This is a genomic window from Rhodococcus sp. 15-2388-1-1a (assembly GCF_002259145.1).
GTDB lineage: Bacteria > Actinomycetota > Actinomycetes > Mycobacteriales > Mycobacteriaceae > Rhodococcoides.
In genome coordinates this window covers 12,646-29,771 of the sequence record NZ_NPFP01000001.1, presented here as the reverse complement: position 1 = coordinate 29,771, position 17,126 = coordinate 12,646, and the positions used below count along the sequence as shown (strand labels likewise).

Annotated in this window: 16 protein-coding genes; 7 read left to right on the top strand and 9 right to left on the bottom strand. The window is 64.2% G+C overall.

Annotation, left to right across the window (positions count from 1 at the left end; genetic code table 11):
* Positions 1 to 62: 62 nt before the first annotated feature.
* Together CH302_RS00135 and CH302_RS29515 are read right to left on the bottom strand one after the other, a co-directional pair.
* The gene (locus tag CH302_RS00135) at positions 63 to 1,091 is read right to left on the bottom strand and encodes a hypothetical protein (protein ID WP_037187697.1); all 1,029 of its coding nucleotides are present in this window, start codon (positions 1,089 to 1,091) and stop codon (positions 63 to 65) included.
* 79 nt (positions 1,092 to 1,170) lie between these two features.
* The gene (locus CH302_RS29515) at positions 1,171 to 1,437 is read right to left on the bottom strand and encodes a hypothetical protein (RefSeq protein ID WP_141216556.1); all 267 of its coding nucleotides are present in this window, start codon (positions 1,435 to 1,437) and stop codon (positions 1,171 to 1,173) included.
* A gap of 10 nt (positions 1,438 to 1,447) precedes the next feature.
* Here CH302_RS29515 and CH302_RS00130 point away from each other — a divergent pair, with 10 nt between their 5' ends.
* From CH302_RS00130 to CH302_RS00115, 4 genes are all read left to right on the top strand, one after another.
* Positions 1,448 to 2,428 (top strand): NAD(P)H-quinone oxidoreductase, encoded by a 981-nt coding sequence (locus CH302_RS00130; protein ID WP_176460615.1) that lies wholly within the window; start codon positions 1,448 to 1,450, stop codon positions 2,426 to 2,428.
* A gap of 61 nt (positions 2,429 to 2,489) precedes the next feature.
* The gene (gene gluQRS / locus CH302_RS00125; RefSeq protein ID WP_037187693.1) at positions 2,490 to 3,350 is read left to right on the top strand and encodes a tRNA glutamyl-Q(34) synthetase GluQRS; all 861 of its coding nucleotides are present in this window, start codon (positions 2,490 to 2,492) and stop codon (positions 3,348 to 3,350) included.
* 103 nt (positions 3,351 to 3,453) lie between these two features.
* Positions 3,454 to 4,320, top strand: a complete 867-nt coding sequence (locus CH302_RS00120) for a hypothetical protein (RefSeq protein WP_082323474.1) — start codon at positions 3,454 to 3,456, stop codon at positions 4,318 to 4,320.
* Positions 4,321 to 4,398: 78 nt separating this feature from the next.
* Positions 4,399 to 5,142, top strand: coding sequence for a queuosine precursor transporter (locus tag CH302_RS00115; protein WP_037187689.1), 744 nt, complete (start codon positions 4,399 to 4,401; stop codon positions 5,140 to 5,142).
* Here CH302_RS00115 and CH302_RS00110 read toward each other — a convergent pair.
* From CH302_RS00110 to CH302_RS00100, 3 genes are read right to left on the bottom strand one after another with little or no spacing between them, the layout of a single operon-like run.
* Positions 5,139 to 5,975, bottom strand: a complete 837-nt coding sequence (locus tag CH302_RS00110) for a PaaX family transcriptional regulator (protein WP_037187688.1) — start codon at positions 5,973 to 5,975, stop codon at positions 5,139 to 5,141. The two genes, CH302_RS00115 and CH302_RS00110, sit on opposite strands and share 4 nt — an antisense overlap.
* Positions 5,956 to 7,164 (bottom strand): kynureninase, encoded by a 1,209-nt coding sequence (gene kynU / locus CH302_RS00105; RefSeq protein ID WP_037187686.1) that lies wholly within the window; start codon positions 7,162 to 7,164, stop codon positions 5,956 to 5,958. Before kynU ends, CH302_RS00110 begins: the two co-directional genes overlap by 20 nt.
* Complete coding sequence (locus CH302_RS00100; protein WP_037187684.1) at positions 7,164 to 8,018, bottom strand: tryptophan 2,3-dioxygenase; 855 nt, start codon at positions 8,016 to 8,018, stop codon at positions 7,164 to 7,166. Before CH302_RS00100 ends, kynU begins: the two co-directional genes overlap by 1 nt.
* 140 nt (positions 8,019 to 8,158) lie before the next feature.
* On the opposite strand from CH302_RS00100, the gene CH302_RS00095 reads away from it, so the two are divergent.
* Complete coding sequence (locus tag CH302_RS00095; RefSeq protein ID WP_037187682.1) at positions 8,159 to 8,536, top strand: BlaI/MecI/CopY family transcriptional regulator; 378 nt, start codon at positions 8,159 to 8,161, stop codon at positions 8,534 to 8,536.
* Positions 8,533 to 9,414 (top strand): M56 family metallopeptidase, encoded by an 882-nt coding sequence (locus CH302_RS00090; protein ID WP_037187680.1) that lies wholly within the window; start codon positions 8,533 to 8,535, stop codon positions 9,412 to 9,414. Before CH302_RS00095 ends, CH302_RS00090 begins: the two co-directional genes overlap by 4 nt.
* A gap of 6 nt (positions 9,415 to 9,420) precedes the next feature.
* Here CH302_RS00090 and CH302_RS00085 read toward each other — a convergent pair whose 3' ends face one another.
* The 3 genes from CH302_RS00085 to CH302_RS00075 are packed head-to-tail and all read right to left on the bottom strand — an operon-like array spanning position 9,421 to position 15,030.
* Positions 9,421 to 10,140, bottom strand: a complete 720-nt coding sequence (locus tag CH302_RS00085; RefSeq protein WP_037187678.1) for a VIT1/CCC1 transporter family protein — start codon at positions 10,138 to 10,140, stop codon at positions 9,421 to 9,423.
* Complete coding sequence (locus tag CH302_RS00080; RefSeq protein ID WP_037187676.1) at positions 10,133 to 10,609, bottom strand: DUF2231 domain-containing protein; 477 nt, start codon at positions 10,607 to 10,609, stop codon at positions 10,133 to 10,135. Before CH302_RS00080 ends, CH302_RS00085 begins: the two co-directional genes overlap by 8 nt.
* 50 nt (positions 10,610 to 10,659) lie before the next feature.
* Complete coding sequence (locus CH302_RS00075; protein WP_230596148.1) at positions 10,660 to 15,030, bottom strand: non-ribosomal peptide synthetase; 4,371 nt, start codon at positions 15,028 to 15,030, stop codon at positions 10,660 to 10,662.
* Between the two features lie 189 nt (positions 15,031 to 15,219).
* Here CH302_RS00075 and CH302_RS00070 point away from each other — a divergent pair, with 189 nt between their 5' ends.
* Positions 15,220 to 15,876, top strand: coding sequence for a pyridoxamine 5'-phosphate oxidase family protein (locus tag CH302_RS00070; protein ID WP_371828420.1), 657 nt, complete (start codon positions 15,220 to 15,222; stop codon positions 15,874 to 15,876).
* On the opposite strand, the gene tgt is transcribed toward CH302_RS00070, so the two are convergent.
* On the bottom strand, positions 15,830 to 17,068 hold the full coding sequence (gene tgt / locus CH302_RS00065; RefSeq protein ID WP_037187671.1) for a tRNA guanosine(34) transglycosylase Tgt: 1,239 nt from the start codon (positions 17,066 to 17,068) through the stop codon (positions 15,830 to 15,832). The two genes, CH302_RS00070 and tgt, sit on opposite strands and share 47 nt — an antisense overlap.
* Positions 17,069 to 17,126 lie beyond the last annotated feature (58 nt).

Sequence of the window (17,126 nt, the reverse complement as noted above, 5' to 3'; positions counted from 1 at the left end):
GCAACGTCCGGTTGTTCGCTGTGTTCAGCTCGAACCTCGTACACGTCGAACGTGACGAGCGACTAGGTATCTGCGGACGGCATCCCGGTTCGAGGATGTCTCACCGGGGCAGCGTTGGCTTCGTCGAGGGCAGCCGCTGCCACTGCATCCATCCGATCCTTGGCGGTCGACCACCCGCCGTGCGCGATCCGCTGAGTCCATGCTGTTCCGGTGTCGCCGAGATCGATCTGGGGCGGTACCGCTCGTGTCAGCGCGACCCCGTTCACGAGTGTGGGGACGACGATCTGCGAGACGTGTAGCCACAACCGTGACAGCTCTGCACCGGGAGATACCCATACTCCTGTTTGGGGCCGTTCGACGGTGATAGCGGGCTGGAGTTCCACGACTACACCTCCGCTGTCGCGTCGGGTCGTGGCCAGAACGTCGCCGACCGATACCGGGCGCATAGAGCGGTCGGCATCTGCGAAACCCTCGTCTTCGCGGATGACGGTCGTGTGAGCGCCAGCCATTCGGATCGATCGGTGTTTGTCGATGTTCGAGTACTTCTGCAACAGCACCATCGGGTGAGCCGTCGAGACAGATCCACCCATCAGTGCCGCCAGCCTCGGCGGCAGCGCCGGCACCGATGATGTCGTGTCCGCGAACGGTTGCAGGGATTCTATTCGCCTGCCCAGCTTTGTCTGTGGGCCGAGTTCGACTACCCCATCATTGACGGCCCGGCTCTGCCAGTTATCGAAAGCGGTTCGCGTTTCATGCACCGGCATCTTCACGTGCTTGGCATGCTTGGCCGAAAGAGGCTGTCCGCGTTCGGCTTCCACAAGGTGGAACAGAGTGTTCTCGAACGCGGCCCGCAGGTGATGAATAGCTTCACTGAACAGCATCACCAGCACCGGAGGTATCGGCCTGATGCCGGTGACCACCAGATCGAGCCCCCCTGCCTGTTGCGCGATCTCGCTGATCTCGAACGCCTCGCGCGACCAAGCCAGTGACAACAGACCTATCTCGTACGCGGCCCCATCCACCCTCGCCAAGCGCATGGCTACCGGCTCCAACCCCGCCGATAGCCATGCGGCCGCTTCTCCGTCCGACATCTCGACAAACTACCGCGCAGTTCGTTCGATCTCGTAAGAAAACGCTCACCTGAGGGGTGGGGCGGTCGCCGTCAGATAGTTAGGTACCCGTCTGCGCCAGAGCAGACAGTGTGCGTTCCCGCTCGGCATTGGCCTCCTCGATCTTCGCCGACAGCGTCTTGTCGGTCTTGCGATTCTCGACGTACACGCTGACCGCCTTACGCAGTTGGTCGGCAAGCGGAGTCTCGTCGAGCAGACAGAACGCGCTGAGCATCTCGCTGTCGTAGGTGCTGATCTTGAGGGTGATCGATTGTTCGGGCCCTTCGCTTCGGTGACGCTGCTTCGTCGAAGGCTCCGTGTTGATCAAACTCGGGTCCTTGAGCACTGCAAGCGCGGAGGAATACCGGTTCTCTGCGGCGGCAATCGCTGCGGGAGATCACCATGGCGGGGATCGGGGTATAGAGTTGGTAAATCCCCCCAAGTTCGCCGGAGCCGGACTCAACCGAGCTGACGCCCTCCAGCGTCGCGGGCGGTACAACCTGCCGGCCAGTGCCTCCGACATCTTCGGCCTCGAGGTCTCCGGGACGGTCGGTGCGCTCGGCTCCGCCAGTACCCGGTTCAATGTCGGTGAGCCTGTCGTCGCGCTGTTGGCGTCCGGGGGATACGCCGAGAAGGTCGCCGTCGACGAAGGGCATGTCCTGGCCGCACCACAGAGCATGACAGTGCTCGAGGCGGCAGGCGTCCCCGAAGTCGCGGCAACCCTCGTCTCGAACATCTGTATGACCGGCAGGTTCGAATCCGGCGAGACGGTGCTCATCCACGGTGCCAGCGGCGGGATCGGGTCCTTCGGAATCCAGCTCGTCAAAGCCCTCGGAGGGCGCGTCGCCGTGACCGCCTCCACGGACGTGAAGCTTGCCCATGCGAGAGAGCTCGGAGCCGACATCCTCATCAACTACACCACCGACGACTTCGCCGAGAAAATGAGCGCCGCCGGCGGTGCCGATATCGTCCTCGACACGGTCGCCGGGCCATACCTCGGCCGTAACCTCCACGCCTTGAACCCATTCGGACGCATCGTCACCGTTGGGATGCAAGGCGGCAGCACAGGCGACCTCGACTTCGCGATGCTGATGAAAAAGAAAGCCACCATCATCGGAACGCTGCTGCGAGACCGTTCCTCGGCACAGAAGACAGCCATCATGTCCGAAACACAACGCCTGGTATGGCCTTTGCTCGCTTCAGGATCGATCCGTCCCACCATCGACCGCGTCTTCCCCCTCTCCCAGGTCGCTGCCGCACACCGCTATTTCGACAGCCACGAACACATCGGGAAAATCCTTCTCGATTGCCGACGCTGACCATCGATGTTCGGGTCTGCGTCGGTGCAGAGAGCCAGGCACACGACCTAGAGTTGTCACCATGCCCGTCGGACGTTTCGCTCCCAGTCCCTCCGGCGACTTGCATCTCGGCAATCTACGAACCGCATTGCTGGCATGGCTCTTCGCCCGCTCCACTGAACGACGTTTCGTGATGCGCGTCGAGGACCTCGATCGTGTGAAGCCCGGCTCCGAACAACGTCAACTCGACGACCTCGCCGCCATCGGACTCGACTGGGACGGGCCCATCATGCGGCAATCCGAGCGTCGGGAAATCTACGACGCCACGATTCGCACGCTCACCGCCGCCGGGCTGACGTACGAATGTTTCTGCACGCGTCGGGAAATCCTGCAGGCCGCGTCGGCCCCGCACGCACCCGACGGCGCATACCCAGGAACCTGCAGAAACCTGACCGCTGATCAGAAAGCAGCCAAGGACCGCCCACCCGCCATCCGATTGCGTTCGCAGACAACCGAATTCACCGTCGTCGACCAGCTGCACGGTCTGTTCCGAGGCCAGGTGGACGACTTCGTCCTTCGCCGATCCGACGGCGTCCCCGCCTACAACCTCGCCGTCGTCGTCGACGATGGCGCGCAGGGCGTCGACCAGATCGTGCGCGGCGACGACCTGCTCACCTCTGCCCCGCGGCAGGGGTATCTGGCGCAACTTCTCGGCCTCACCCCCGCCACCTACGTCCATGTGCCCCTCGCACTCAATGTCGAGGGCAAGCGCCTGGCCAAGCGGGACGGCGCGGTGACACTGCGTGAGCGGCCCGACGCGTGGTCGCTCATCACCGCTTCCCTCGGCATGCCGCATGCGAAGAACGCCGAGGAACTGCTCGCACAGTGGAAGCCGACGCGGGTACCGCGCGAGCCGTGGGTGTTCGCCCCCTCGAATACCTGACCTACCGACCGATCGAGATCACGTTGCAACGCGACAGGACCCAACTGCGCACGAATCGGACGTACAGTGACCGCGACAACTCTTCCCGAGGGAGAAGGACACGATGACCTCAGGCGGTTACGACCCCGACAAGGATCCACAGAACCCCGGCGGCTATCCCCCGCCCCCGCAGGGCGGTTACCCGCCACCTCCCCAGGGCAACTACCCACCACCTCCGCAGGGCAGCTACCCGCCACCCGGGAACTACCCGCCTCCTCCCGGCGATTACCCCCAGCAAGGCGGCTACCCACCACCCGGTGGCTACCCACCGCCCCCGCAGGGCAACTACCCGCCGCCTCCGGCCTTCGGTGAGTCGCCGATGCCGACGCAGCTGTCCGTGGGAACGGCAATCGGATATGGCTTCGACAAGTTCAAGGAGAACGCCCTCGTCTGGGTCGGCATCGTCCTCGTCGCCGCGATCATCCAGGGCGTCCTGAACTTCGTGTTGAGCTCCGACAACGTCGTCCTCAGCTTGATCTTCAGTGTCGTCGTCGGAGTCGTCGCGCTCCTCATTCAGGCGGCACTCGTCCGCGGAGCTCTGCACGAGGTGGACGGGATCAAGCCCGGGTTCGGGTCCTTCTTCCAGTTCGGCAATGTTGCCGCCGTCATCATCGCCGGCATCCTCGTCGGCATAGCCACCAGCATCGGCTTCGTCCTGCTGGTCATCCCCGGCATCGTCATCACGTTCTTCACGTGGTGGACCTTCCAGTTCGTCATCGACCGCGGTGACGAGCCGATTCCCGCCATCAAGGCCAGCGCCCAGGCGATCGCGTCCAACGGTGGGACCCTCTTTGTGCTGGCCCTCGCCCTGGTCGGCATCAACATCGTCGGTGCCGTCCTCATCGGCATCGGTCTGCTGGTCTCCATCCCGATCACGATCATCGCCGGAACCTACGCCTACCGCGTCACGGTGCGCGGACGCGTCGCCTGACCTGAGATCTGCCCCGATGGGCGCGTATCCCTCACCCGGGATTCGCGCCCATCGTCGTCTCGGTGCTTGGATCGAGCAGTGACCACTACCGAACACACCGCCGCCAACGGCGGCACCGAGTCTGGGCAGGCCACGTTCGCTCACATCAGCCGGGGCTACTACCCCACCATCGTCGCGCTTTTCGTCGCGACGCTGCTGATCTCGAACGTGGCCGCCAGCAAAGGTGTCGCCTTCTTCGCCTCGTCCGACGTCATGCTCGGACCCTTCCAAATCCTGCCGATCAATACCGACGGGGCATTCTTCCTGTTCCCCCTCGCCTACATCCTCGGCGACGTCCTCAGCGAGGTCTACGGCTTCAAGGCCGCACGCCGCGCGATCTACCTCGGCTTCGGATCGTTGCTGCTCACCTCGGTGTGCTTCTGGATCGCCATCGAACTTCCCGCCGCCTCGTTCTACGAGAACCAAGAGGCCCTCGAAACCGTCGTCGGTGTCGTCCCCCGACTCGTCCTCGCCGGTCTCGCCGGCTATACCGTCGGGCAGCTGCTCAACTCCGTCGTCCTGGTCAAGATCAAGGAACGCACCAAGGAAAAGCACCTGTGGGCGCGACTGATCGGCTCGACCATCGTCGGCGAATTCTTCGACACCCTGATCTTCTGCTCCATCGCCGCCGGAGTCATCGGCATCACCACCTGGACCGACTTCATCAACTACGTCATCGTCGGATTCCTGTGGAAGACACTGGCCGAGGTCATCGTCATGCCGATCACGTACCGCGTCATCTCGTACATCAAGAAGCGCGAACCGTCGTATCAGAGCAGTTAGGTCGCGACCCATTCTCGACTGACCTCGAGGTAGCGCTCTCGCGCTGCCTCGAAGGTCGCGACGGCCCGGGTTCCCGGCCAGTCCTTCGGCGTCATGGACGGCGGAAGGCCCGGGTCGACGTAGGGAATGACGCGCCATTCGTCGAGCAACGGCACGAACGTGACGAACGCGTCGCGGGGATCCCCGGCCGGAACTTCGGAGTCGTAGGTGGCCAAGAATGCCCGATGCCGGTCGGCGATGCCGGCCAGATCCCACCACTGCGCGGCGCTCTCACGCAGCGTGGTCGGCGGCGCGACCTCGGACGCGACGAACGTCGTCACGTAGGGCGAGAGCTCCAACGCGTCGACGATGGCACCGGCCTCGTCCGCGAGATATTCGGGTGCGATCCACAGACCGGGTGAGACTGTGCCGCATCCTATTCCGGTGAGTCGACGCCTCAGTTGGTGGCGCGCGGCGCGTTGGGTCTCGGGGATGGTGAACGAGATGAGCCGAAACGGATCGCCATCGGACATCCGCCGGAACCCGAAGATCCGACCGTCGCCGCGCGCGAACATCGCGTCGGCCTGCTCGGTGATGCGATAGCCGGTGCGGCCGTCTCGATTACTCGATTCGACGACGCCCTTCTTCTTCAACCTGGCCACCGCGATGCGCGTGCTCTCCGGTGGCACCCCGAGTGCGTCCATCCAGACGACGAAATCGGCGATGGCGAACCACCCTCCCAGAGGGCGAACGTAAGCCCCGAGCACGGTACGCACCAAGGAGGTGGCGCTTCCCGGGCGAGAGTCGAAGTCGTCGAGGATGGCCCCGGCAGTGCTAGGCGCGGAGTTCGTCACGGATCGCCACGATTCCCAGATACACCTCTCGGTACGAGGTACTCAGTGGGCTCAATCCCAGGCGAATACCCTGCGGCGCGCGGTAATCCGGGATGACGCCCTTATCCCACAGGCGAGCGGTGATCGCCTTGAACTCGGGATGGTCGATGGTGATATGACCGCCGCGTCGATTCGAGTCCTCGGGTGAGGCGATCTCCACCCCGAGCGGAACCAGCATCTCGCGAACGAGCTCGAGCGCGTATTCGGTCAACGCAACGGACTTCGCGCGTATCGCGTCCATTCCCACCTCGGCGATCATCTCGATGGTGTCCTGCATCGCGATCATCCCGAACACCGACGGCGTGCCGCTGATGACGCGTCGAATGCCCTGCGCCGGAACGTAACCCTGCGCCATCTCGAATGGATCGGCGCGACCCATCCAGCCCCAGATAGGTTGGACGAAATCGCCCTGCAGATCACTGCGCACGTACGCGAAGGCCGGTGATCCGGGTCCTCCGTTGAGGTACTTGTACGTGCATCCGACGGCCAGATCCACTCCCCAGGAATCGAGTTCGAGCGGTACCGACCCGACGGAGTGGCACACATCCAGCAGCATCAGCGCTCCGGCTGCGTGCGTGATGCGCGTCGTCTCGGCCACGTCGACGAGGAAGCCCGACCGGTAGGCGACGTGGGTGATCACCACCAAGGCAGTGTTCTCCCCCACCACCTCGGCGAGTTGTTCGGCCTCGATACCACCGCGGCGGTCCGTCTCGATCCATCGCAGGGTCATATTCAGCTCTGCTGCAATGCCTTCGAGCAAGTATCGGTCGGTCGGGAAGTTGTCGCGGTCGATGACGATCTCGGTGCGACCCGGCCGCATGGCGATCGCCGCCCGTGCCAGTTTGTACAGCAGTACCGTCGTCGAATCGCCGATGGTGGTCTGACCGGACGCTGCCCCGAGGGTGGCGTCGGCCAGGGCGTCGCCGATGGTGACGGGGAGATCGAACCACTGCTCGTCCCAACCGCGGATCAAACGTCCACCCCAGGCCTGCGTCATGAAGGTGTTGACCCGTTCGACGCTTGCCTTGGTGGGCCGACCCAGCGAGTTGCCGTCCAGATACGCGGTGATCGACGGGTCGTCACTGCCGAGGAATTTGTCGCGATAGCTATGGAGCGGGTCCTTGTTGTCGAGTTCGAGTGCACGTTCCATCATCGGCCGATTTCCGTTCTCACAGCGAGCAATTCGGGAAAGAAGGTGAGTTCGAGTGCCTTCTGCAGAAATCCGACACCACTCGAGCCTCCGGTCCCGCTCTTCATTCCGATGGTACGGAGCACCGTCCGCATGTGCCGGAAGCGCCACAGCTGGAAGTTCTCCTCGAGATCGACGAACTCCTCGAAGGCTTCGTACACCGCCCAATGTTCGGTGTGATTCTCGTAGACGAACTTGATCAGCGGCATCAGATCCTCGTTGAACGTGTATGCCGCGGTGACATCGCGATCGAGCGCCGATGCCGGTACGTCGTACCCCTGACGCGCCAGCGACTGCCAGAAGGCGTCGTACAGGCTCGGCTCGTGCAGCAACGTCGAAAGTAACTGGTGCGCAGCCGGATCGGACTCGAAGACCGTCAACATGCCCGCATTCTTGTTGCCGAGCACGAACTCCACGGCCCGGTACTGATGCGACTGGAAACCCGAGGAGTTGCCGAGAAACCCACGGAACTGTGAGTACTCCGTCGGGGTGAGCGTGGCCAGGACGGACCACTGCTCGGTCAGCGTCTTCTGAATGTGCTTGACCCGGGCAACACATTTCAGCGCGGTACCGATGTCGTCGGCATCGAGAGCTGCGCGCGCGGCCAGGGTCTCGTGCAGTACCAGCTTGAGCCACAGTTCGGTGGTCTGGTGCTGAATGATGAACAGCAGCTCGTCGTGATGCTCGGGGGTGCTCACCGGCTTCTGGGCGCTGAGCAACGTGTCGAGGTCCAGGTATGCGCCGTAGCTCATCCGGTCACTGAAGTCGGTGACGACGGTCTTCTCTATCGCGCGAGTATTCGCTTCGACGCTCATGGCTGGTCCTCGAGGTGATGGGCTGATACCGACAGCGTATTACAGCATTGTGCCGTCCGCCAGTAATACGACATACATCGGTATCGTGAAAGCCACCCGTCGCCTATCCTCGAAGTAACCGACCCGAGTGAGGAATCGCAGTGCGTAGAGCGTCCGGACAGTTGGAGGAGTCGATCCTCGAGTTGCTCGGCGAGCACACGGAACTCTCGGTGGCCCAGGCCCGCGAGCATCTCGGCTCGGATCTCGCACACACGACGGTCATGACCGCTCTGGTGCGCCTGCACGGCAAAGGCCTGGTCGATCGCGAACGGCGCGGGCGATCCTTCGTCTACACCCTCAACGCCCCGGTCGACGAGATCCCCGCACTTCGGGCCGCGATGCGGATGCGGACCGAACTCGGCGCCCGAGCCGAACGCGCCGATGTGCTGGCCAGCTTCGTGGCCGCACTCGACCCCGAGGACGAGGCAACGCTGCGAGAGCTGCTGGCCAAGTCGGACGCAGCCGAGCAACACCCATGACCCTGCTCCTGGTCGTCGCAGTGCTGCCGTGGGTGCTGTCGCTGCTGCTGGGATTCGGAGCCGAACAACTCGACCGTCGACTCAACCCGTCGACTGCCGTCGTCCTGTTGCCCATCCTCTCGATGGTCACCGCGTTTGCGGTGGCCGCATCCCTGGCCGCGGTTGCCGCGGTCTTTCTGTCGTCGGCTCAGGTTGTGTGGGTATCGCTGGGGATCGTCATCTGCGCGTTGATGTTCTGGCGCTCGGTCGAGGTCGCCCGCCATGTTCGACGCGTTGTGGTGAGTACGTCCATCGCATCCGAATTCGGCGACGAGGCGCGAGCAACCGGCGGCATCGTGGTGGTCGACTCCGACGTTCCCGACGCTTTCGCCGTCCCCTCCGGCGGAGGTGCCGTCGTGATCACCACCGGCCTCGCGGAGGCTCTGTCGGACAACGAATTACGCGCCGTCGTCGAACACGAGCGCGCGCACCTACGGCATCGCCACAGCGTGTGGATTCAGATGTGTGAAATCGCGGCTCGGCTGGATCCGATTCTTCGGCCGGTGCCCTCGAAGGTCCGGCACGCCGCGGAGCGCCAGGCCGACGAGAGCGCAGCGACACTCGGCCGTCGAGATACGTTGTCCGCCATCGCCAGAACCGCCTTGCTGCGCAAACACCTCGACCATGGAACCCGCACTCTCGCCAGTACCGGCGGCGACGTCGTTCGCCGCGTGCAGGCCCTCAGCGAACCACCACGGCACCGTCAGGATCGCGGAATCCTTGCGGCCGGACTGGTCCTCGTCCTCGCGTTCACCGTGATCTCGGTGGCGTTGTTCGATGTCGTCCAAGATGTGGTGGCCCCCGAAACCGGAGAAGTCGCCACCTCGATCTTTCGCTGATCTCGGTCAGATGCCCGCGACGCCCGCCAGTTGGCCGATCGCGTAGGTGACCGCCATCGCGATCGCGCCACCGATCACGATTCGAGTCACCGCCGGGCGACTCGGCGCTCCACCGAGGCGCGCGCTGATGGTTCCGGTCAACGCCAGAGCGAGCAACACGACGACAAAGGTGACCGGAATACGTTGCGACGCAGGCAGAAGCAGGATCGAGAGCAACGGCAAGAGCGCACCACTGATGAACGACACCGCCGACGACGCGGCTGCTTGCCACGGATTGGTCAGCGCATCGGGGTCGATCCCCAACTCGATGTCCACGTGTGCGGCAAACGGATCGTGTTCGGTGAGTTCGCGAGCAACGGTCTGCGCGGTGTCGGCCGACAGCCCCTTGGCTTCGTAGAGTGCCGCGAGCTCGGCCAATTCCTGCTCGGGCTGCTCGTCGAGTTCTCGACGTTCCTTGATCAACAGCGAACGCTCGGCGTCACGTTGTGTGCTCACCGAGACGTACTCACCGAGTGCCATGGATACCGCTCCCGCGACAAGCCCCGCAACGCCTGCGGTCAGAAGCGACCCACGGTCGGTGGTGGCGGCAGCAACACCGACGACCAGACCGGCGGTGGACACGATGCCGTCGTTCGCACCGAGCACCCCGGCCCGCAACCAGTTCAGCCGACCGGACAGATCTCCGTGCGGTTCGTGCTCGTGCAGGCTCGGCTCGGGCTCACTCATCGCCGGCCGTCACCGATACGTCGTCCCACGCGGCGCGCGCGCCGGACTCTCCGATTCTGTACACCTGGACGATTGTGGTCGCTCCGATCACCACTGCCAAGACCACCACCGCGATCGACTGCCACCGCACGGGCGCGCTGCCCCGACGCTCACGCAGATGCAGGAACACGAGCGCCGCGGCGACGACGACAAGACCGACGGAAAAGAAAATCATCCAGTCGCCGATTTCGGCGTGCTGTTCGACCGCAGCGGTCTCGGGGACGCGCTTCTCGAGCCACTCGCCTGCCTCGGTCGTCAACGGCGTCAACACCAACGTGAACACCGCCAGGGCTGCAATGAGCCACACGAGCCTGCTGCGCACCCCGGACCAGATACTCGCCGCGATGGCGAGCAGCGCGGTCAACGGTGCCAGCACCACGATGAAGTGAACGAGCAGAATGTGGGCCGGTAGGCCGTTGAAGGTGGACATGCGTTCTCCCGCTGGCTTCGAAGTCGCGTGCACCTCACGCACCGCACATGCTACACACCATGTAGTAGTTGCGCCGACGGTTCGAGTGCTGCCAGGGATCGCCACGTCGAGTCGGGTTGTGCGACCATCTCATGCACGATCTGCTCGAGACGCTCCCCCAGTGCGACAACGGCATTCGCGTCGAACAATGCTGTGGGATAGACGATATCGACCGCAGTCTCGATCGGCTTACCTTCGCTGTCCCGACGTTCGGTGACGTGAAAATGAAGGTCGCACTTGGCGATGTCGATCGGCCGCGGCGTGATCTCGAAGCGAACATTCCCGACGTCCACGGTCGCGGCGCTGAAGACGTCCCACGACAGTGCGACCTGAAAGATCGGGTGCCGCGCCTCTGCCGACTCGGCAGCGAGATCGGCGACGACGTCCTCGAACGGCACCGACGCATGGTCGAAGGCCCGTAATTCGCTGAACCGAGAGGCCTGCACGACGTCGTCGACGGTCGTTGCGGCTGCGATGTCCGTCCGGATCGCGACGGTGTTGGTGAAGGTACCGACCACCTGCTCGAGCCTCGGATCGGCGCGTCCGGCAACCGGGGTTCCGATAACGAGGTCGGTGCATTCCGTGGCCTCTACGAGCAGAATCAACAGCGCCGCACGAAGCACGGTGAATCGTCCTGTCCCACAACGCTGCGCCAAATCGGACATCCTCTCCGTCGCGTGTGCATCGAAACGAACCGACGTACGTGCGCCGGAGAAGTCCCACTTCCGTGCCCGCGGGCGGTCCAAAGGCAACTCGGCGCGGCTGGGGACACCCGCCAGTTCCGCGCGCCAGAACTCGATGTCGGCCGACACGTCGCGGTCAGCGGCCCAGACGCTGTAATCGGCGTACTGCAGGGGTAGTTCGGGCCACGACGGTGCGGTACCGGCGATCCTGGCGTGATACGCCACTACGAAGTCCGACGCCAACAGCCCCAGCGACCAACCGTCCGCTGCACTGTGGTGAACAGCGCACGCGAGCACATGGCGATCGGGCGCTACCGCGAACAGGCGAGCCCGGATGGGGAACTCGGTCCGCACATCGAAGGCTCTCTCGAGGGTGTACGTCACTGCGGCGTCATCGAAGTCGACAACGTCGAGATTCGGTGCCACCGCAGCAGAATCCGGCTCGACGACCTGAGCCGGAGCCCCATCGACATCCGGATAGCGCGTACGCAGCGTGCTGTGCCGATCGATCAGATCGGTCAAGGCCTGCGAGGCTGCCGCTGCGTGGAACTCCCCGGACATCGTGACCGTGAACGGCAGGTTGTACAGCGGTAGCCGAGCACTCCGATCGATGTGACGTTGCTGCGGAGCCAGCGGGATCGCCGCCACACCCTGCGACATACCTCGTTCGGGCCGCGAATTCTGCTGCAGCCCATCACATCGACGTGTATCGATCCGCGCCGCCAAGGCCTGCACGGACGGGGCCTCGACGAGGTCTCGCACGCCGATGTCCACCGATGCCCCGGCCCGCACCGCCGACACGACTCTGGTCGCCGCCAGCGAGTCACCTCCGAGATCGAAGAACGACGCAGCGCAATCGATACCGTCCCTGCCGAGGACGCGTACGAACGCTGCCGCCACCATCTCCTCGGTGGCACCGGACGGCTCGGTTGGAGCACCGGTCGTCGACGTGGTGCGGTCCGGCGCAGGAAGTGTGCCGCGATCGACCTTCCGATTGATCGTCAGCGGAATCTCGTCGAGAATCGAGATGGTCGCCGGCACCATGTGGGCAGGCAATTGCCCGGTGAGATCCCTGCGCATGCGCTCGGTGTCGAGCACGTGTTCGGTGTGCGCGGCCACGACGTAGCCGTCGATACGCATGTCGCCAGTGTGGCTGCGACGCAATGCCGATGACGCCGCGGCAACCTCCGGGAGCGCCCGCAACGCTGCGTCGATCTCACCCAGTTCGACGCGATTTCCCCGGATCTTGATCTGATCGTCGGTGCGGCCGAGGAACTCCAGCGTGGCGTCGCCGCGCAGACGCGCCCGGTCTCCGCTGCGGAACATCCGACTCCCGACGCTGCCGAACGGGTTCGCGACGAAGCGCCCCGCTGTGTCCTGGGTGCGGCCGAGATATCCGCGCGCAACGCCGGGCGTCTCGATGTAGATCTCGCCGACCGCACCCGACGGAACAGGCCGCAGCGTGTGATCGAGGAGGTGAATCACTGCCCCGACCATGGCTCGCCCGATTCCGAACGCGCTGCCCGGGTGCAGTGGCGCGGTCATCGTGACACTGCAGGTCGTCTCGGTGGGGCCGTAGGCGTTGAGCAGTCGTCGACCCATCGACCAGCGGTCGACCGTATCCTGAGGGGCCGCTTCGCCGCCGATGATGATCGTCCCGACGCCCGCCAGCGCTGCGGGATCCAACGTGGCCAGAGCCGAGGGTGTGATCAGCAGATGTGTAATCGTCTGCTGAGCAATCAGTTCCGACAGTTCTGCGCCGCCGTAGCTGTCCGGCGGCGCGATGACCACTGCCGCACCTGCTGTCGCTGCGGCCAACACTTCGACGATGGCCGTGTCGAATCCGGGTGAGGCGAGGTAACAGACTCGGGACTCGACGTTCAGGTCGTAGCTGCTCCGAATCTGTTGCACCAGAGCGGCGATGCCATCGTGGGTCACGACGACACCCTTGGGTGTGCCGGTGGAACCGGAGGTGTAGATGACGTACGCCGCCTGGTGCGGTGCTGTCGTCGCGGCAACGTTGCCCGAGTCTCCCTCTGCGATAACGGTATCGAGGTCCAACCCTTCGACCTCACCGAACTCGCCGCCGCCCGTGCACAGGCCCAACACCGCCCCGCTGTCGCGCAGTACGAACTGCGCCCGCTCGCGGGGGTGATTCGGGTCGACCGGAACGTACACCGCGCCCACTCGTGCTATCGCCCAGAACGCGACGACCCCCTCGACGGATCGGCCGACGCGAACGGCGACCCGGTCCTCTGCACCGATTCCTCGGGCGATCAAGATGGATGCGAGTGCTGCGACTCTCGAGCCCAATTCTCCGTAGGTGATGGAGACTTCGGCGTCCTGGATTGCAATTCGATTGCCGTGCTGCGTGATTGCCGTCGAGAACACATCGTTCAGTGATCCCTGCTCCGTCACGGCCACGCCCACCGACGCGGGGTTCGTACGCGGTTCCTGCGGCAAGAACAGGTCGAGGTCTGCTACCGCGGTGTCCCCGCAGCCGGACTCGGCAAAACGGTCGAGAAAGTGCAGGAACCGTCGGTGGTGGCGAGCGAGGTCGCTCGGCGTGTACGCGGCGGGGTTGGCCTCGAAGTCGATGCGCGGCCGCTCTCCACCTCGACCGGGGTAGATGTTGACGGCGAGGTCCGACACCGGGCCCGTGGTCAGAATGTCGATCTCACCGTCGAAGTCGCCGATGGCCACGGTGTTCGCGAACATCATCACGTTGATTGTCGGCCCGAAACGCCCATCGCGCAGGGCATGTCCACTCTCGGCCGCCTGCGGTCTGCTGCGCTGATGCCGCAGCACGGCCCCGATCGCCACCTCGGCCGACTTGACCACGCTGTTCACCGTCGCCGATCCGACGCCCGGCAACCGCAACGGCACCACATGCGACAACGACGATCCGGCCCGGCGCAGCAGTGCTGTGGGCCGCGCAGAGACCGGCAACGACAGATCCACGTCGTCGGTGTCGTTCATGCGCGCCAGGTACGCGGCGAACGCTGCGATCACCACTGTCGAGGTCGCATGACCGGGACCGGCGAGGGAGATCGATCGATCCTCCCCAACGACGATCGGCACCGACGCAGGCTGAGCACTTCGGCCCCAGGGCGCGGCATGGCCCAGATCCGCGGATTCCCAATGTTCGCGATCGCGTCGCGCGCGGGCGGATGCGCGGTAGCGCTCGTCCTCGGCAAGGAGGGCAGCCGGTGAAGTGGGCGTCATCGGCTCGGGCTCGACGCCACAAGACTCGGCCGCATACAGAGCCGCCGCCCGTTCGAGCACCTTCATCGAGGCATAGCCGTCGAGCGCGATGTGGTGGGCTCGGGTGTACCAGAAAACGCGATCGTCCCCGACGCGGAGGACGCGCAAGCGCACCAGCTGTCCGTCCATCGAGAAGGGCGTGCGGCAATCGTCGTCCATCCACCTCCTGGCGGCATCGGCCGGACGGTCGTGTCCGCGGAAATCGAGGATCTCGACCCGCTCGGTCTCCCGAGGCTCGAACCGCTGCATCGGACTGCCGTCGACCTCGATGATGCGCATCGTCGACGACGAGAACTCTCGATGTGCCCTGCCGCCACAGCGGGCCAACGCGTAGACGTCGACGGCACCGACGATGTCGACGTAGTAGGCAATGGTGAAGGGCACGTCGGGCATGAACTGTTGGGCAATCCAGATGTCGGCCTGGGACGAACTCACAGGTAAGGCGTCGTCGAACATACTGGTCCCCCCAGGGCGATTCTATTACTACACAACCGGTAGTAACAGGCTACCTCGCCGGTTCGGTGAGGCGCCGTCGCGAACGTGATCCACCGCCGTGGGGCCGGGAAACGCGCGGATTGACCTATGGTGACACCCGTGCCGCAGAGCAACCACTATCACCATTTGATGTTCGGTCCTGCTGCGATTGCGCGGCAGAAGGTCGACGGCAGTTACACCGCCTACGGCTCACAGACCGAACGACCCGACGACGGTCCGACGCCTCTCGACACTCGCGAGAAGGCCATGATTCGCGCGCTGGACCAGTTCCAGATCGCCACTGTCGCCGAGACCGGTTGGCCCTACATCCAGTATCGAAGTGGACCGAAAGGCTTCCTGCAGGTTCTCGACGATCGCACGGTGGGCTTCGCCGACTTCGCCGGAAACCACCAGTACGTGACGGCAGCCAATCTTGATCAGAACGATCGCGTCGCGCTGCTTCTGGTGAATTACCCTCTGCGCCAAAGACTCAAGCTCTACGGGCGGGCACGCACCGTCGAGAAGGCCGACGACCCCGAACTGCTGGACCGACTGAGGAAGATTGGCGACATGACCGTCGCGGCCACGTGCGAACGCAGCGTCGTCATCGACGTCGAGGCATTCGACTGGAACTGCACTCGCAGCATCATCCCCCGCTACGACGCGGCCTACCTCGCGGAGCTGTCCGAGGTCTACCAGCGCAAGGCCGCCGAGCGCGAACAGGAACTGCTACAGCGCATTTCGGAGCTCGAAGAACAGCTCACGCAGTCTTCGACGCATAGAAACGACCCAGGAACTCCGTCTTGAATTCCGCGAAGCGTCCCTGATCGATGGCGGCGCGAATGTCGTCGACGAGTTTGACGGTGAAGCGCTCGTTGTGGATGGTGCACAATGTCGAGGCGAGCATTTCCTTGGCCTTGAACAGGTGATGGATGTACGCGCGGGTGTAGTGCGCGCAGGTGTAGCAGTCGCAGTTCTCGTCGATCGGGGTGAAGTCGCGTCGATGCTTGGCGGTGTTGATGTTGAAGCGTCCAGTCGGCACGTAGATCGCCGCATTGCGTGCCACGCGTGAGGGATTGACGCAGTCGAACGTGTCGGCACCGTTCTCGATGGCGGTGAAGAAGTCGTCCGGTTCGCTGATGCCGAGCATGTGCCGCGGCTTGTGTTCGGGCAGTTCCTCGTTCACCCACCGGGTGATGGTGCCCAGGTTCTGCTTCTCGAGTGCGCCGCCGATGCCGTAGCCGTCGAACCCTCGACCCGTCTCTCCGGTGATGGTCTCGAGATCGTGTGCGGCCTTGCGTCGGAGATCCTCGTACTGCGCGCCCTGTACCACCCCGAACAGCGCTTGATACGGCTTGTCGGCGCGTTCGATCGTGAGTCGTTCGTGCTCGAGGACGCACCGCTTCGCCCACGCCTGCGTCCGATCGACCGACTTCTCCTGGTAGCCGCGGGTATTCATCAGCGTGGTCAGCTCGTCGAATGCGAACATGATGTCTGCTCCGAGGCGATGCTGAATCTGCATCGACACCTCGGGAGTGAACCGATGCTTGGAGCCGTCGAGATGGGACTTGAACGTCACCCCGTCGTCGTCGACGTGAGCCAGCCGTTCCTTGCCCTCGGCGATGACGTCGTCGGACTGCACGCGCGTGGCGTCCATCGAGATGACCTTCTTGAACCCCACACCGAGCGACATCACCTGGAATCCGCCGCTGTCGGTGAACGTCGGCCCGTCCCAGTTCATGAACTTGCCCAGCCCACCTGCCTCGTCGACGATGTCCGAGCCCGGCTGCAGATACAGGTGGTACGCGTTGGCGAGCACAGCCTGCGCGCCGAGCTCCTTCATCGCCTCGGGCAGCACCGCTTTGACGGTCGCCTTGGTTCCCACCGCGATGAACGCGGGGGTGGCGATGTCACCGTGTGGGGTGTGGATGGTGCCGGTGCGGCCCAGCTCACCGTCGAGCCGGGTGCCGATATCGAAGCCGAAACTGGAGGAACTCACCGCGTCAGTATGCGGCTTCGCTGCTTGTGAGTGGAAATTCGTAGCCCACTACGAGGCA

Coding starts and splice junctions, on each gene's coding strand:
- CH302_RS00120 (WP_082323474.1), top strand. CDS start 3,454: ATGACCTCAGGCGGTTACGACCCCGACAAGGATCCACAGAACCCCGGC.
- CH302_RS00070 (WP_371828420.1), top strand. CDS start 15,220: ATGTTCGGTCCTGCTGCGATTGCGCGGCAGAAGGTCGACGGCAGTTAC.
- CH302_RS00085 (WP_037187678.1), bottom strand. CDS start 10,140: ATGAGTGAGCCCGAGCCGAGCCTGCACGAGCACGAACCGCACGGAGAT.
- CH302_RS00135 (WP_037187697.1), bottom strand. CDS start 1,091: ATGTCGGACGGAGAAGCGGCCGCATGGCTATCGGCGGGGTTGGAGCCG.
- CH302_RS00080 (WP_037187676.1), bottom strand. CDS start 10,609: ATGTCCACCTTCAACGGCCTACCGGCCCACATTCTGCTCGTTCACTTC.
- kynU (WP_037187686.1), bottom strand. CDS start 7,164: ATGGAACGTGCACTCGAACTCGACAACAAGGACCCGCTCCATAGCTAT.
- CH302_RS00100 (WP_037187684.1), bottom strand. CDS start 8,018: ATGAGCGTCGAAGCGAATACTCGCGCGATAGAGAAGACCGTCGTCACC.
- gluQRS (WP_037187693.1), top strand. CDS start 2,490: ATGCCCGTCGGACGTTTCGCTCCCAGTCCCTCCGGCGACTTGCATCTC.
- CH302_RS00090 (WP_037187680.1), top strand. CDS start 8,533: ATGACCCTGCTCCTGGTCGTCGCAGTGCTGCCGTGGGTGCTGTCGCTG.